Source organism: Mesorhizobium sp. B2-6-2 (assembly GCF_006440615.1).
Lineage (GTDB): Bacteria > Pseudomonadota > Alphaproteobacteria > Rhizobiales > Rhizobiaceae > Mesorhizobium.
On the sequence record NZ_VFUG01000004.1, the window covers coordinates 388,135 to 403,022 of the forward strand.

The window sequence follows — 14,888 nt, forward strand, 5'->3', positions numbered from 1 at the left end:
AGCGTTAACGAGCGCGCGCAATTTCGCAAATTGGCTCACTCATGCCATAATCAGCGGTGAAAGATGCCATCATGGGCGAAAATCCGGGGATTTCGCGGGCTTTGTCCGCAGTGATTTAGGGACCGATGCTGATCGAAGCCGATCCTTACGGCAATGATCGAAAGAACGTCGGCCCGCTTGTTGGAGGTGGTTTGAGTGAACGAGCCCTTCAGTTTCGGCGCGCCGGAACGGCAGCGCTTTACAATGCAGTTCGGCTATAATGTACGGCCATCCTTCTGGCAGAAGGTACAGTCGAACGCGCATCTGGTCATTGCAGCGGTCGGCACCGCCGCGCTGATCGGCGTGGCCGCGGTGGCGCTATGGCTATGCTTTCCGGGCAGCGACCGGCAAGTGGCCGCGGCGAGTGCCGAGCAGACCGTTCCGGCGATTCCGGTGAAGACCACGAAAGTCGCTCCGGCGGCAGCGGCGGTCACCGTGGTGACGGCGCCGCAGGCCGCGCGCAAGGGGGATGCAGTAACGCCCACGACGGCGGCCCGCGAAGCCAACATTCCGGCCCTGGCATCAAACAACCCCCGCTGGACGGCTTCCGACGCCAAGTCGCCACCTGCCCCGGCCGAGAACCAGCCAGCTCCATCCAAGCAGGCCGCCGGCGCGGCCCCCGCGCAATCGACCGATACCGCCTTTGCCGAGGCCGATGCCGAGAACGACGCCGCGAACGCGCTGTCGCAGGTCGCCGGTACCGCCAGCGAGACAGCAGCGGCAGCGAAGAAGCCGGGCGACACGATGGACGGCGCCCAAACCGCCGCCATTCCCGAAGCCAAGCCGCAGGTTCCAGATACGCAGCCGGCAGCGACGGATGGCGCGGCGCAGCCTGAGCCGAAACCTCAAAAAGCCAGCGCGGCCGCAAACGGGCGCGTTTTGAGGGCCGTGACCATGCGCTCGGGTCCGAAGAAGGGCGCATCCGCAATCGCCACGGTGCCGGCCAAGGCATCGGTGCAGGTGATGAATTGTAAGAAATGGTGCGAGATCGTCTATAACGGCAAGCACGGCTGGGTCTACAAAAGCTACGTCAAGACCGGCGCGTGAGGCCAAGCAGCCATCCGAAACGGCGTCTTCTGCGTTCAAGCCGGCGATTTGCCAGGAAGGACTTGTGTTCCTCGAACGGCACTTCGTAGAGGCCGCAAGTGGAACACCCTTCCTTCTTGCCGCACGCTGGTATCCAGCATCTGACATCGTGCGTCCAGGCAAGCGCGACCCTCTCCAGATGAAGATTGCCGGAGCTCTTCAGCAGGATCAGTTCTCCGGGGACAGCTGTCTGCTTGATGTGATCGGAGACTTCCTTCGGGGTGCGAAGCTCGATGAAACGGCCACTGTCCCGATCCGCCTGGCTGGCGCGTGAGCGGTGGGCATTGTCGCCGGTATAGATGACCTCGTCGGCGACGCCGCGCGCGATACCGTAAGCAGCGCCATACTTTCTCGACGAACCGGTGTAGTCGGAAATCTGTCCAACGACGATCCGTTTGCGAACGGCCTTGGCTTTGGCCATCATCTCGAACGCAATGTTCAGCGAATGCCAGGGCGCTTTGGCGGCATCGACTATGAACTGTGGACCCCGATCGGTCACCAGCACCGTGCAGCGGTTGGCCAGGGGTTCGAAGGATGCTGTCCTTGCGGCGATCTTTTCCGGCGGGACACCAAGTTCCAACGCCGTGACGACGGCGGCGGCCGCCGGCAGCCAGAAGTGCTCGCCAGGAAATCGTGTCTGCATGTCTATGTCGCCGCCGTGCCAGCGAAGTGAAAATCTGAGCAGGTCCGGATAGGCGGCATGGACGTCTGTCACACGATAGTCCGCGGCCTCCGACTGACCGAAAGTCGCCACGCGGCACCTTGCGCCCGAAGCCATATCAAGCACATGCGGGTCGTCGGCGTTCAAGATCGCGAGTCCGCCCGGCGACAACGCCTCAACCAGCGCTCTCTTTTCCTGGGCGACAGCATCCAGGGTCCGGAATTGAGTGACGTGCTCCAGCCTGACCATCGTTACGACCGCTACATCCGGCTTCAGCATCGCCGCCATCGACCGGATTGAGCCGGGCTCAAACGCGCCGGCTTCGAAGACGACATAGTCGACCTTGCCCGCACGTTTCATCCGCTTGTAGAGCGTGCGGACAAGTGCCTTGAGCGTATTGGCTAGAACTTGGGTATAGACCGTGCCGTGACCGGCCAGGATATGACCAAGCAAGCTCGTTGCCGTCGATTTGCCGGAGCTGCCGGTTATGCCGATGAAGGTCGCCTTGCTTCGCGCACGCGCACGCTCTGCCCGATAGCGACGCAATCGCCAGCCGAGGTCGTTGCCAATTTCGCGCAGCCTGACCTTAACCACCCGCCAGTTTCCCCCTACCCCGATCCGTTATCCCTTCGGCGGACCATCAAGTCAAACTGCAGCTCGGCCGGTGCCAATCCATTCGTTCACCGCAACCAGGAGCGGAAACCGCGATGTGTTTCCTGGATCGGCTCAGATGCACCGGCCGCCGTCGACCTCCAGCGCCACGCCGGTGATGAAGACGGCTTCATCCGAGGCGAGCCACAGCGCTGCGTTGGCGATGTCGAGCGGTGTCGAGAGCCGTCCGAGCGGTATCGAGGCGCGGAATCTTTCGCGGATCTCAGGCGTGTCGGCGCCCATGAACTTCTCCAGCATGCCGGTCTCGCCGGCGACCGGGCAGAGGCAGTTGACGCGGATGTTCTTCGGCGCCAGCTCGACGGCCATTGACTTGGTGGCGGTGATCGCCCAGCCCTTGGAGGCGTTGTACCAGGTCAGGCCCGGCCTGGGCCGAAGCCCGGCCGTCGAGGCCGTGGTCAGGATGACGCCGCCGCCCTGGCGGTCCATGATCGGCACGACGGCAAGCGCCGCGTGGTAGATCGCCTTCATGTTGACGGCGGTTATCAGGTCGAAGGTTTCCTCATCGACGCCGAGCATATCGCCGTTGCGATGGGTGAAGCCCGCATTGTTGACCATGATGTCGATGCGACCGAAGGCGCTCTTGGCGGCATAGATCATCTCGTCGAATTCGGAGCGCAGGGAAACGTCGGTCTGGGTCCAGATGGCGCTCTCGCCGATCTCCTCGGCCACCCGCTCGGCGCCCCTGGCGTTGAGGTCGGCGACGACCACGCGCGCGCCCTCTTCGGCAAAGCGCTTGGCCATGCCTTCGCCGAAGCCCGACGCGGCGCCGGTGATGACGGCGACTTTGTTTTCCAGACGCATGGTTTTCCCGCTCTTTGGATTCCGCAGCTTGACGTTTTCCATCTGCCGCCCGGCCCGTCGCGCGCCAGGCTACATCTCCCTTAGCTTTCGTCACATTCGCGTTCTATGCTGCAGCCGCGAACGCTTCCGGAAGCCATGGCTTGCCCGACAGGCCTGCCGGCGGCGTGAGTGTCGGGAAACATGTGGACCGATGCAAGTGCAAGCCATTGGTCCTCGCATGTGACACCATGGCACTGGAAAATTTAAATCGATTAGAATATACCAACCACGCTGCCGGCGCCCGGCATCAAATCGGACTGACCATGACCAGCCAGATCATCCCTGTCGACCCATTCGACTTCATCATCTTCGGCGGCACCGGCGACCTGTCGGAACGCAAGCTCCTGCCGTCGCTCTACTATCGCCAGTGCGGCCACCAGTTCTCCGAGCCGACGCGCATCATCGGCACCTCGCGCGCCAAAATGACCGATGCCGAATTCCAGGCCTTCGCCAAGAAGGCGATATCAGATCATGTGAAGCCTGCCGATATCGATCCAAAGGAGTTGGAGATATTCCTGGCAAGGCTCTCCTACGTGTCGGCGGACGCAACGACTGGCGCCGGCTTCGATAAATTGAAGAAGGCGATCGGCGAGAGCGACCGCATCCGCGCCTTCTACCTTGCGGTGGCGCCGGCGCTGTTCGGCGACATTTCGCACCAGCTCAAAGAGCACAAGCTGATCACGCCGAACTCGCGCATCGTGCTGGAGAAGCCGATCGGCCGCGACCTCACCTCGGCGCGGGCGCTCAATGATGCTGTCGGTGACGATTTCCACGAAAGCCAGATCTTCCGCATCGACCACTATCTCGGCAAGGAAACGGTGCAGAACTTGATGGCGCTGCGCTTTGCCAATGCGCTCTACGAGCCGTTGTGGAACTCCGCCCAGATCGACCATGTTCAGATCACGGTCGCCGAGACCGTTGGTCTCGAGGATCGCGTCACCTACTACGACAAGGCAGGCGCGTTGCGCGACATGGTGCAGAACCACATCCTGCAGCTGCTCTGCCTGGTGGCCATGGAAACGCCGTCCTCGATGGACGCCGACGCGGTGCGCGACGAGAAACTGAAGGTGCTGAGGGCACTGAAGCGCATCAACGGCAACGAGGCGCCGAAGCACACCGTGCGCGGCCAGTATCGCGCCGGCGCCTCGGCCGGCGGGCCGGTCAAGGGCTATGTCGAGGAGCTCGGCAAGGACAGCGCCACCGAGACCTTCGTCGCCATAAGGGCCGAGATCGGCAACTGGCGCTGGGCCGGCGTTCCGTTCTATCTCAGAACCGGCAAAAGACTGGCGAGCCGGGTTTCCGAGATCGTCATCGAGTTCAAGCCAATCCCCTTCTCGATCTTCGATGAAGGTGCCGGGCCGATCTTCGCCAATCAGCTGGTGATCCGGCTACAGCCCGACGAAGGCGTCAAGCAGTTCATTATGATCAAGGATCCGGGGCCGGGCGGCATGCGGCTGCGGCAGATCTCGCTCGACATGAGCTTCGCGCAGTCCTTCCAAGGCCGTGCGCCGGATGCTTATGAGCGGCTGATCATGGATGTGGTGCGCGGCAACCAGACGCTGTTCATGCGCCGCGACGAGGTCGAGGCGGCATGGAAATGGATCGACCCGATCCAGAACGCCTGGGAAAGCGCCCGGCAGGAAGCTCAGGGCTATACCGCCGGAACCTGGGGGCCATCGGCCTCGATCGCGCTCATCGAACGTGACGGACGGACATGGCACGAGAGCAATTGAACGAAGCCCGCTACGGCTGGAACGGCTTTGCCGACCGCCAGGACCTGGCGACGGCGCTGGCCGGACAAATTGCCGACCGGCTGGACAGCGCCATCGCGGGACGCGGCACGGCGCTGCTCGCGGTGTCCGGCGGCACCACGCCGGCAAAGCTGTTCGCGGTGCTGTCGGCCACGCCGATCGCCTGGGACAAGGTCACCGTGACGCTGGTCGACGAGCGCTTCGTGCCGCCCTCCTCACCGCGTTCGAATGCCGGGCTGGTGGCGGCGAACCTGCTCCAGAGCAAGGCCGCCGCGGCGCGCTTCGTGCCGCTCTACCACGAGGCGGCGAGCATCGAGGATGCAGCGGCGATGGACAGTGAAGCGCTGCGGGCGCTGCCTTGGCCGCTGGACGTGGTGGTCCTCGGCATGGGCGGCGACGGCCATACGGCGTCGTTCTTCCCGGATGCCGGCAATCTCGAGGAATTGCTCGACCCGGCCTCGCGGCGGATCGTTCTGCCGGTGCATGCGGCAAGCGGCGGCGAGCCGCGGCTCACGCTGTCGATGGCGCGTATCGTCGCCGCCGGCTTCGTTGCGCTCCATATCGAAGGCGAGGACAAGCGCGCCGCGTTCAACGGCGCGATGGGTCCTGGCGCGAAGAAGCCGATCCGCAGAGTGATCGAGGCGGCGCCAAGACCGGTAGAGGTGTTCTGGGCGCCCTGATTTCAGATGAGGACAGCCCGGTGGCAGAGGGAGGACGCTGCCGAGCTCGGAAAGGACGGACCATGACAGCCAGACGCGACATCGAAACCATCACGGAACGCATCCGCCAGCGTTCGAAAGCCGGCCGCGAAGCCTATCTCGGCCGTATCACGGAGGCTTCCAGCCGCACCGCCAACCGCGCGGTGCTGGGCTGCGGCAATCTCGCCCACGGCTTTGCCGTGTGCAGCCCGTCCGAAAAGATCGCGCTCGCGGGCGACCGCGTGCCGAACCTCGGCATCATCACCTCCTACAATGACATGCTTTCGGCACATCAGCCCTTCGAGACGTTCCCGGCGCTGATCAAGGAAGCCGCGCGCGAGGCAGGCGGCATCGCCCAGGTTGCCGGCGGCGTGCCGGCGATGTGCGACGGCGTCACCCAAGGCCAGCCCGGCATGGAGCTGTCGCTGTTCTCACGCGACGTGATCGCCATGGCGGCGGCGATCGGCCTGTCGCACAACATGTTCGACGCGGCCGTCTTCCTCGGCGTCTGCGACAAGATCGTGCCCGGGCTGGTGATCGCGGCGCTTACCTTCGGGCATCTGCCGGCCGTCTTCATTCCGGCAGGGCCGATGACGACCGGTCTCGCGAATGACGAGAAAGCCAAGATCCGCCAGCTCTATGCCGAAGGCAAGGTCGGCCGCGCCGAACTGCTCGAAGCTGAGTCCAAATCCTATCACGGGCCGGGCACCTGCACCTTCTACGGCACCGCCAATTCGAACCAGATGCTGATGGAGATAATGGGCCTGCACACGCCCGGTGCCTCCTTCGTCAATCCGGGCACGCCGCTGCGCGACGCGCTGACCAGGGAAGCGGCGAAGCGGGCGCTGGCGATCACCGCGCTCGGCAACGCCTATACGCCGGTCGGGCGCATGATCGACGAGCGCTCGGTCGTCAACGGCGTGGTCGGCCTGCATGCCACCGGCGGCTCGACAAACCACACGATCCATCTGATCGCGATGGCCGCCGCCGCCGGCATCGCGCTGACCTGGCAGGACATTTCCGATCTGTCGGAGGCCGTGCCGCTGCTGGCGCGCGTCTACCCGAACGGGCTTGCCGACGTGAACCATTTCCATGCGGCAGGTGGGCTCGGCTTCCTGATCCGCGAGCTGCTCGACGAAGGCCTGTTGCACGAGGACGTACAGACGGTGTGGGGCGAAGGCCTGCGGCCCTACGCCGTCGAGGCGAGGCTTGGCGACGATGGCAGCGTCGTGCGCGAAGCGGCGCCGCTCAACAGCGGCGACGAGAAGGTGCTGGCGCCGGTCAAGAAAGCGTTCCAGCCGACCGGCGGCCTGAAGGTGCTTGGCGGCAATCTCGGTCACGCCGTGATCAAGACCTCTGCGGTCAAGCCCGAAAGGCGCGTCATCGAGGCGCCGGCCAAGGTGTTCGACAGCCAGCAGGGCCTGAACGACGCCTTCAAGGCCGGCCAGCTTACCGGCGATTTCATCGCCGTCATCCGGTTCCAGGGGCCGAAGGCCAACGGCATGCCGGAACTGCACAAGCTGACCACCGTGCTCGGCATCCTGCAGGACCGCGGCCAGCGCGTCGCGCTGGTGACAGACGGGCGCATGTCGGGCGCCTCCGGCAAGGTGCCGGCAGCGATCCATGTGACGCCGGAAGCGGTCGAGGACGGACCGATCGCGAGGATCCATGACGGCGACATCATTCGGCTAGACGCCGATGCCGGCACGCTGGAAGTGCTGGTGCCGGGGACGGAATTCGCGCTGCGCCGCACGGCCGAGGCCGATCTCATCGGCAACGAGTTCGGCTTCGGTCGTGAGCTGTTCGCGGGCTTCCGGCAGTTGGTCGGGCGGGCCGATCATGGCGCGGCGGCGTTCGGAAACGTCTAATCTCGGTCCGTGTGAAACGCAACTTGCGCTGACTATACAAAATTCTGTATAGTTGCCGGCGTGAAGATGCTTAAATTCCAGGGCAGCGCCCTCAGCGATCTGCGCGCCTTTCCAGACTCGGCGCGGCGTGAAGCGGGCTACCAGCTCGACAAGGTGCAGAACGAGCAACTTCCGACCGACTGGAAGCCTATGACAACGGTCGGCAAGGGCGTGTTGGAAATCAGAATTAGGGATGAGACCGGCGCGTTTCGCGTCATCTATACCGCCAAATTTGCCGACGCGATCTACGTACTGCATTGCTTCCAGAAGAAGACGCAGAAGACCAGCAAAACAGATTTGGATTTGGCCGCGAAGCGCTACGGCGATCTCATCAAGGAGTTAGGCCAATGAGCAACGAAACTTTTGCAAGTGTGTGGGATGCCATCGAAGACACTCCCGCCGAAGCAGAGAACATGAAGCTCCGCTCCACGCTCATGATGGCGCTGGAGCGGCATATTCGAGCAAAGGGCTGGACGCAGGCCGAAGCCGCGCGCCGGCTTGGCGTAACCCAACCGCGCGTGTCCGATCTCCTGCGCGGGAAGATCAACTTGTTCGCCCTCGACACCCTCGTCAATATGGCAGTCGCGGCAGGGCTTCACGTCGAAGTGCGAGTCTCAGACGCTGCCTGACCGGCACAGCCAAGCGGCATTCCGCGACAGCAATATTCGCGGAATGCTCACGCAATAGGGACTGGAATGTCGGATCCTGTTGCGGTCACTACTGCACAATGATCTCGGTGCGCTCACCCGCCTTGATCGTCACCGGCATTTCCTTCTCCTGGCCTTCAGCGGACATGTGGCGCACGACCACATAGTCGCCGGCGGGGATCGCCTGTTGCCAGCTATCACCGTAGGTCAGGCCCAGCGACTTGCGTTTGCCTTCGATGTCCTTCTTCGACGAGAGCACCTCGATCGAATAGGCGCCGGGTGCCGACATCGCCAGCACGCCGGCATCGAGCGCGACCTCGATGTCCTGATTGTCGCCGGCCTTGATGCTGAAGGGCTGCTCGACGACGGCGAGATCGAGCGTCGTGAGCACGACATAGTCGTCCGGCGGCAGCCAGAACTTGCTGTCAGGTCCGTAGGAATGCTCCACGCTTTCACGCGAGCCGTCGATCTTCTTCTTCGCCTTGACGACCTCGAAGCCGATGCCGGAATTGTCGGCCTTGTCGCCGCCGGCGGTGTAGTAGGCGTTGAGCATGGCATGACCGACGCCGACGACGATGTCCTTCTCGACGGTCTGCCCGGCGGTAAGCTGGACCGTCTCCGTCGCAGTGCCGGCGCCGATCTGCACCGTCACCTTCTGCTCGCCGGCGGGGACGGTCGCCTTGGTGTCGCCATAGTGCGTGGTGCTGCCGCCAGGATAGGCGAAGTCGACACGCGCTTCGCCGCTGATCTCCGAGCCCTGGCTAGCATGCGGATGGATGACCAACGTGCCGGCGTTCAGCGTGAACAGCGGGCTGTAGGTCTTGCCGGCCTCTATCTTGATCTTCTGCTCGCTCCTTGCCTCGTCGTCGCGGCCGACGACGATGTAGTCGCCCGGCTCGAGATTGGTCTTGAGCACGCCATATTCGGTCATGACTTGGTCGCCGCGCGTGCCGTCGGACTTCGCCTTATAGATCTCCCAGGCATTGCCGTCGGTAATCGGATCGCCGCCCTCGGCCATGACCACGTTCGGCATGAAATTGAACTCCGGCTTGGCCGATTCGGGCGCGGGAGCCGGCGCGGGTTCGGGCGCCGGCGCCGGAGTCGGAGCCGCGACGGTCTCGACCAGGGCTTCCTGCAGCGCCTTCTCGTCGGAGGCCTGGATGTATTTGCCGCCGGTGTTTTCGGCGAGGCAGGCGATCTGCTTGCCTTCGTCGGCGGTCAGGCCGAAACCGACGACATCGGCGGTGAAGTCGACGCCGCTTTGCTTCAGCTCCTTGCCGAGCGCGCAAGGATCGCCGCCGCAGGTCTCGAGCCCGTCGGTGATGAGGACGACGGTGGCCTTGTCCTCGGTGTATTTGAGCGCTTCCGCCGCCTGCTTGACGGCGGCCGTGAGCGGCGTCTTGCCGAGGAATTTCATGCTGTCGGCTGCTGACGAGATGGCGCTGGCCGAACCGGCCTGCGGCGGCACGATCAGCTCGATGTCGTCGCAACTACCTTTGGTGCGATGGCCATAGGCCATGAAGCCGATCTCGTTGTCGGCGGGAACCGACTGAAGCACCGTGCGCAGCGATTCACGCGCGATCTGCAGCTTCGGCTTGCCGTCGATCTGGGCCCACATCGAGCCTGATGCATCGAGGATGATGATGACCTTGTTGGCGGCAAAGCCGAAACTGGTCATCGACAAAAGCAGGAGCGCCGCAGCGACGCTCCGTATCAGTCCCGCCATGGAAATCTCCTGAGAGCAACCCTCGTCCGCGTTGCGAAAGCTATTTGAGGCGGCATTCGGAGACAAGTCCGAAGGCCGGCGAGTCACTCAATAAGTGGTGCGCCGCTCTTCCGATGGCGGACGGCCGAACTGCAGCCGGTAGCTCTGCGCGAAATAGGAGTGCGAGGTGAAGCCGGTGGCGATCGCCACGTCGAGGATCGGCATGTTGGTCTGGCGCAGCAATTCGCGCGCACGTTCGAGCCGCAGCCGCATATAGTAGCGGCCGGGGGTGACGCTCAAATGGCGCAGGAACAGGCGCTCGACCTGGCGCACCGACAGCCCCGCCGACTTGGCGAGCTGCACCGCCGACAGCGGTTCGTCGAGATGATCGGCCATCAACTCGACGATGCGCCTCAGCTTTTCGGACTTGCCGGTGAGATCGCGTTCCGGTCCGACGCGCTGGCGGTCGCCGGCCGAGCGGATGCGCTCGTGCTGGAACTGGTTGGCGACGCCGTTGGCGAGGTTGGAGCCGAAATCACCGCGCACGATCTCCAGCATCAGGTCGATCGAGGTGGTGCCGCCAGCGCAGGTGTAGCGCTTGCGGTCGATCTCGAAGACATTGCCGGTGCAGTTGATGTCGGGGAAACGCTCCATGAAGCCGGCGCGGTTCTCCCAATGGATGGTGCAGCGATAGCCGTCGAGCTGCCCGGCTTCCGCCAAAAGATAGGAGCCGACCGACAACGCGCCGAGCGCATTGCCGCGCCGGCCCCAGCTGCGCAGCGCCGCCAGCACCTTGCTCTTGCCGGGAAATTCGATGGAGAGGCCGACCGAGACGAACAGGATGTCGACCGGCGGCATGTCGGCGACCGAATAGTCGATCTTCAACGGCAGGCCGTTCGAGGCCATGACCGCGTCGCCGTCGGCCGAGATCGTCGTCCAGCCATAGAAATCGCGGCCGAGCAGTCGGTTCGCCGAGCGGAAGCAGTCGATGGCGGCCGCCAGCGAGAACATCGAGAATTTGTCGACTAAGAGGAAGCCGAACTGGCGGCCACCCTGAACGGGATCGCTCGTGATCGGCCGCTCGAGAACGGGATGCGACTGGTTCGAGTGGGGCATCCCGCTCTGTCCCTTTATTTCAGCCGCATTTGTGCGGCGCCAAGTGGTTCCACTTGGCTGCAAAATGCTGGGGAGCGGTCAGGTTCGGCAATGCCGAGGCTTTCTCAATCAGAAGGACGGCCGCTTCAACCCGGCCGCGAGGTAGGCGGAAGCTACAGTGTTCGCCATCAGCATGGCAATGGTCATCGGCCCGACGCCGCCCGGCACCGGCGTGATGGCGCCCGCGAGCTTGGCCGCTTCGGCATAGGCGACGTCGCCGACCAGGCGGCTCTTGCCTTCGCCCTTTTCAGGCGCGGGGGTGCGGTTGATGCCGACGTCGATGACGGTCGCGCCGGGCTTGACCCAATCGCCCTTGACCATCTCCGGACGGCCGACCGCGGCGACCAGGATATCGGCAGTGCGGGCAAGCGCCGGCAGGTCCCTGGTGCGGCTGTGGGCAATCGTGACCGTGCAGTTGGCGGCAAGCAGCAGGTTGGCCATCGGCTTGCCGACGATGTTGGAGCGGCCGACGACGACGGCGTTGAGGCCGGAAAGGTCCTTGCCGCGCACCCGCTCGATCAACAGCATGGAGCCCGCCGGCGTGCAGGGCACGAAGGCCGTGTCGAGCTCGCCGGTGCCGAGCCTGCCGACATTGATGAAGTGGAAGCCGTCGACATCCTTTTCCGGCGCGATCGTCTGGATCACCTTGCCGGCGTCGATATGGCCGGGGAGCGGCAGTTGCACGAGGATACCGTGGATAGACTTATCGGCGTTGAGGTCGCCGATGATCTTCAGCAATTGTTCCTCGCTGGTGTCGGCCGGCAGCGTATGCTGGAGCGAATGGAAGCCGCATTCCTTGGCGGTGCGCGATTTCGAGGCGACATAGACCTGGCTTGCCGGGTCTTCACCGACGATCACCACCGCAAGGCCGGGCTTGGTGGCTCCTTTGGCCGACAGTTCCGCGGTCAGAGCCTTGACCTTCGAAACAACGTCCTCGGCGACACGCTTTCCATCAATCACTTCGGCCATCACTAACCCTCAGCTTCGCTTCGAGGCCGCATCGATGCACGGCCCCATTCCCTCGATCGGCATTGTCGATCCGCCAAAGCGAGACGCTTGCGGCCGGAATGCAGCGCGGCATTTTCACGAAAATTCGACAAGGCAATCCCGTCAAAGCGTCGTCGGATGCCGTAAACCCGAAACCGGCCGCTTTTATCGAACCGCGAGCCGTCCAGAAATACGGATAGTTTAGAAATAGCGGCGGCGCGTGCGGCTTTCGGTCAGCTCGCGCACTGCCTCGCGGAATTCGCGCAGGCTGGCGCGGATCTCGTCGATCTCGGCTTGCTGGCCGGCGGAGGGCTGGTCGGCGGGGGCCTGGTCGGCCTCGCCGGCGGCCGGCGACCGCGGATGATAGGATGCCGCCGATGCCGAATAATGATCGTCGTAGGGATCGGTCCGGCCGTGGTCCGGCCGGTACGAATAGGAATAGCCCTGCTCGTATGGCGGCCGGAAATTCTCCCGCGCCGCTGGTTGAGCCCGGGGATAGCGTTCTTCCAGGGTGGGCGTCCGCCAGGCGCTTTCAGGCGGGACAGAGTCCATATCGACCGTTTCAGCCGGCTCGCGCCGCACGAAATAGCGAACGGCCGAGGCAAGCAAGCCGAAAAGCCCGGGACGGCCGGCATCGTTGGCCGGTTCCGGCGGCGGCGTGACGGATTGGACCGGAGCCGGTGCAGCCGCCTGCACAGGTGGTGGAACCGGCGGCGAAGCAGGCGACGGTGTGAATGACGCTGCCGGCGACCGCGTGAAGGATGAAGCCGGAGGCGGCGTGAAAGGCGGAGCCGGTGCTGGTGTGAAAGCCGGAGGTGGCGGCGGAGCGACAGGCGAGGCCGGCGGCGTGGCGAGTGGTGGCGGCGTCGGTGGGGCGGCCCGATTGGAATTGCTCTCAAGCACAGAAGGACGGTCTTCAGTCGCGCGACGCGAGCGTGCATTGGCCGTCTCGCGCAGGCTGGCAAGGATGCCGCGCAGTGCGCCGAGGCCGATGCCGGCAAACAGGCCGGCGAACAACCCCGCCAAAGCCATCACGACACGCGACGGCCCCTTGGCCTCCAGCGGCGGTTGAGCCGGCGAAAGCACGTTGATGTTGGCCGAATTGACGTTCTTTTGCTCGCCGGTTTCCTTAGCGCGCAGCAAATACTGCTCATAGACCGAGCGCTTGGCGGCGGCTTCGCGTTCCAGCTCGCGCAGCGAAACAAGATTGTTGTTCACATCGCCACTCTGCACCTTGGCCTGGGCCAGGCGCGAGGACAAGTCCTGCTCGAGCTGAACGGAGCGCTTCAGGTCGACCTGCAGCGAGGACGCGATGCGCTGCAGTTCGGCGGTGATGCGTTCGCGCGCGCCGGCAAGCTGGGCGTTTAGCGCCTGCAGCTCAGGATGACGCGGCCCGAACTTGATCGCGGCGCGGTCGGCTTCCTGCTTCAGCGCCGCATATTGCGAGCGCAGCTCGCTCATCATGTTGGAGTTGATCTCTTCCGGCAACGTGCCGCTGAGGACCGAGTTGACGTTCAGCGAGCGTGCCGAGGCGGCGCGGGCGTTCAGCTCGAGCGTGCGGGCGCGGGCGACGGAAAGCTGCTCGTTGAGCTTCAACATCTGATCATCGCTGATCAGGTGGCCCTGCGCGTCGACAAGGTCGTGCGTCGCCCTGAAATCCTCAACGTTGCGTTCGGCCGTCTCGACGCCCTTGCGCAGCTCATCGAGCTTCGACGTCAGCGCGGTCGTCGCACGTCCGGCCATTTCTGACTGGTAGTTGCCGATCTCCCGCTGGAAGACGTCTCTCGTCGTGTTAGCTATCTCTGCCGATTTCTCGCCATTATCCGTGGTGGCGCTGATGGAGATGACAAAAGTCTTGCCGGTGCGCTCGACCGACAGGCTGTCGGCCAGATTGCGGAGGGCCAGCGCCTGGCGGCGAATCTCGTCGCTGCCGGCCGGCTGGTCATCTCGCGAAATCATCGAGCGCAGGAACGACGTGACGCCGAGGCCACCAGACGCCTGACCGTTGAACTCCGGGTCGTTGACAAGGTTGAGTTCCTTGACGACCTCGTCAAGAACCTTGCCTGATGTGACCATCTTGATGCGGGTTTCGACAACGGCCAATGCTGCGTCGGGCTCACCCACCGATTGGGTGAGATCGCGGTCGGCAAGTTTCAGGTCGCCCGGCTCGATAGTTAGCTCGGTCGTAGCTTCGTATTTCTTCGGCGTCGATAGCGCGAGGGCTATGCCAAGCGCGGCGCCCAGAATGGTGGTGGACAGGATCAGCGCTTTGGAGCGAGCGATGCCGTGAACGACCTGCATCGGGTCGATCAGCGGTTTCCACTCCTCGGAACCGCCGCCGGCGGGTGGTCGGCCTGCATGGCGAGGTTCGGGAGCGGCCTGAGGCTGGCGGCCTTCCGCAGTGCCCCCGTAGCCCTGCCCGAGCGACGCGGCATGGTTTCTTCCCGCCCAATCGTTCCCGGTTTCGACCGGTTCCGCCTGATCGTGGTCAAATCCGCCGGTTTCGCCAGGGCCCGGGTCCAGCTTTTCTTCGCGCTCGGAACGCGCGGCGCGATGGCGCGCGGCGGCGTGCTCGCGCCAGGAGGAATTGGCCCTGTCGCCGATCGAAACCGTCTTGTCGTCGCCACGCATGGCTTGGCCGAGCGCCAGCAGAGAACGCTCGCGCCTCCAGTCATCACGGTTATCCCTGTCGACCATTGTCCTGGAACTTGCTCTCTGGCGGCTTGGGCGCGCGGATCGG

12 protein-coding genes are annotated in these 14,888 nt (G+C 64.1%); 6 read left to right on the plus strand and 6 right to left on the minus strand.

All coding sequences use genetic code 11. The features are described 5' to 3' along the window. The first annotated feature begins 195 nt into the window (after positions 1 to 195). Complete coding sequence (locus FJ419_RS12340) at positions 196 to 1,086, plus strand: SH3 domain-containing protein (RefSeq protein ID WP_140692313.1); 891 nt, start codon at positions 196 to 198, stop codon at positions 1,084 to 1,086. Here the strand turns inward: FJ419_RS12340 and FJ419_RS12345 are convergent. Both FJ419_RS12345 and FJ419_RS12350 read right to left on the minus strand, forming a co-directional pair. Continuing rightward, complete coding sequence (locus tag FJ419_RS12345; protein WP_140692316.1) at positions 1,070 to 2,380, minus strand: Mur ligase family protein; 1,311 nt, start codon at positions 2,378 to 2,380, stop codon at positions 1,070 to 1,072. The genes FJ419_RS12340 and FJ419_RS12345 overlap by 17 nt on opposite strands. A gap of 132 nt (positions 2,381 to 2,512) precedes the next feature. Beyond that, positions 2,513 to 3,259, minus strand: coding sequence for an SDR family oxidoreductase (locus FJ419_RS12350; RefSeq protein WP_140692320.1), 747 nt, complete (start codon positions 3,257 to 3,259; stop codon positions 2,513 to 2,515). Between the two features lie 302 nt (positions 3,260 to 3,561). Between FJ419_RS12350 and zwf the strand changes: the two genes are divergently transcribed. The 5 genes from zwf to FJ419_RS12375 all read left to right on the plus strand — a co-directional run bounded on the left by zwf (position 3,562) and on the right by FJ419_RS12375 (position 8,283). After that, entirely contained in the window at positions 3,562 to 5,031 is a 1,470-nt protein-coding gene (zwf, locus tag FJ419_RS12355; protein WP_140692326.1) for a glucose-6-phosphate dehydrogenase, read from the plus strand. Continuing rightward, positions 5,013 to 5,729 (plus strand): 6-phosphogluconolactonase, encoded by a 717-nt coding sequence (pgl, locus tag FJ419_RS12360; protein ID WP_140692331.1) that lies wholly within the window; start codon positions 5,013 to 5,015, stop codon positions 5,727 to 5,729. The genes zwf and pgl overlap by 19 nt, the downstream gene beginning before the upstream one ends. A gap of 62 nt (positions 5,730 to 5,791) precedes the next feature. Next, complete coding sequence (gene edd / locus FJ419_RS12365) at positions 5,792 to 7,615, plus strand: phosphogluconate dehydratase (protein WP_140692334.1); 1,824 nt, start codon at positions 5,792 to 5,794, stop codon at positions 7,613 to 7,615. A 60-nt stretch (positions 7,616 to 7,675) separates the two neighbouring features. After that, positions 7,676 to 8,005 (plus strand): type II toxin-antitoxin system RelE/ParE family toxin, encoded by a 330-nt coding sequence (locus FJ419_RS12370; protein WP_210241659.1) that lies wholly within the window; start codon positions 7,676 to 7,678, stop codon positions 8,003 to 8,005. Beyond that, on the plus strand, positions 8,002 to 8,283 hold the full coding sequence (locus FJ419_RS12375) for an XRE family transcriptional regulator (RefSeq protein ID WP_140544336.1): 282 nt from the start codon (positions 8,002 to 8,004) through the stop codon (positions 8,281 to 8,283). Before FJ419_RS12370 ends, FJ419_RS12375 begins: the two co-directional genes overlap by 4 nt. An 88-nt stretch (positions 8,284 to 8,371) precedes the next feature. On the opposite strand, the gene FJ419_RS12380 is transcribed toward FJ419_RS12375, so the two are convergent. The 4 genes from FJ419_RS12380 to FJ419_RS12395 all read right to left on the minus strand — a co-directional run bounded on the left by FJ419_RS12380 (position 8,372) and on the right by FJ419_RS12395 (position 14,845). After that, positions 8,372 to 10,027, minus strand: coding sequence for a VWA domain-containing protein (locus FJ419_RS12380; RefSeq protein ID WP_140692342.1), 1,656 nt, complete (start codon positions 10,025 to 10,027; stop codon positions 8,372 to 8,374). A gap of 87 nt (positions 10,028 to 10,114) precedes the next feature. Beyond that, the gene (locus FJ419_RS12385) at positions 10,115 to 11,122 is read right to left on the minus strand and encodes a GlxA family transcriptional regulator (RefSeq protein ID WP_095765643.1); all 1,008 of its coding nucleotides are present in this window, start codon (positions 11,120 to 11,122) and stop codon (positions 10,115 to 10,117) included. A 108-nt stretch (positions 11,123 to 11,230) separates the two neighbouring features. After that, entirely contained in the window at positions 11,231 to 12,130 is a 900-nt protein-coding gene (gene folD, locus FJ419_RS12390) for a bifunctional methylenetetrahydrofolate dehydrogenase/methenyltetrahydrofolate cyclohydrolase FolD (RefSeq protein WP_140692345.1), read from the minus strand. A 219-nt stretch (positions 12,131 to 12,349) separates the two neighbouring features. Then, positions 12,350 to 14,845: a GumC family protein gene (locus tag FJ419_RS12395; protein WP_140692349.1), complete on the minus strand. Its 2,496-nt coding sequence runs from the start codon at positions 14,843 to 14,845 to the stop codon at positions 12,350 to 12,352. Positions 14,846 to 14,888: the final 43 nt, after the last annotated feature.

Excerpts from the sequence above, each read along its gene's own strand:
- FJ419_RS12350 (WP_140692320.1), bottom strand. The coding sequence starts at position 3,259 with ATGCGTCTGGAAAACAAAGTCGCCGTCATCACCGGCGCCGCGTCGGGC.
- zwf (WP_140692326.1), top strand. The coding sequence starts at position 3,562 with ATGACCAGCCAGATCATCCCTGTCGACCCATTCGACTTCATCATCTTC.
- pgl (WP_140692331.1), top strand. The coding sequence starts at position 5,013 with ATGGCACGAGAGCAATTGAACGAAGCCCGCTACGGCTGGAACGGCTTT.
- edd (WP_140692334.1), top strand. The coding sequence starts at position 5,792 with ATGACAGCCAGACGCGACATCGAAACCATCACGGAACGCATCCGCCAG.
- FJ419_RS12375 (WP_140544336.1), top strand. The coding sequence starts at position 8,002 with ATGAGCAACGAAACTTTTGCAAGTGTGTGGGATGCCATCGAAGACACT.
- FJ419_RS12380 (WP_140692342.1), bottom strand. The coding sequence starts at position 10,027 with ATGGCGGGACTGATACGGAGCGTCGCTGCGGCGCTCCTGCTTTTGTCG.
- FJ419_RS12385 (WP_095765643.1), bottom strand. The coding sequence starts at position 11,122 with ATGCCCCACTCGAACCAGTCGCATCCCGTTCTCGAGCGGCCGATCACG.
- folD (WP_140692345.1), bottom strand. The coding sequence starts at position 12,130 with ATGGCCGAAGTGATTGATGGAAAGCGTGTCGCCGAGGACGTTGTTTCG.
- FJ419_RS12395 (WP_140692349.1), bottom strand. The coding sequence starts at position 14,845 with ATGGTCGACAGGGATAACCGTGATGACTGGAGGCGCGAGCGTTCTCTG.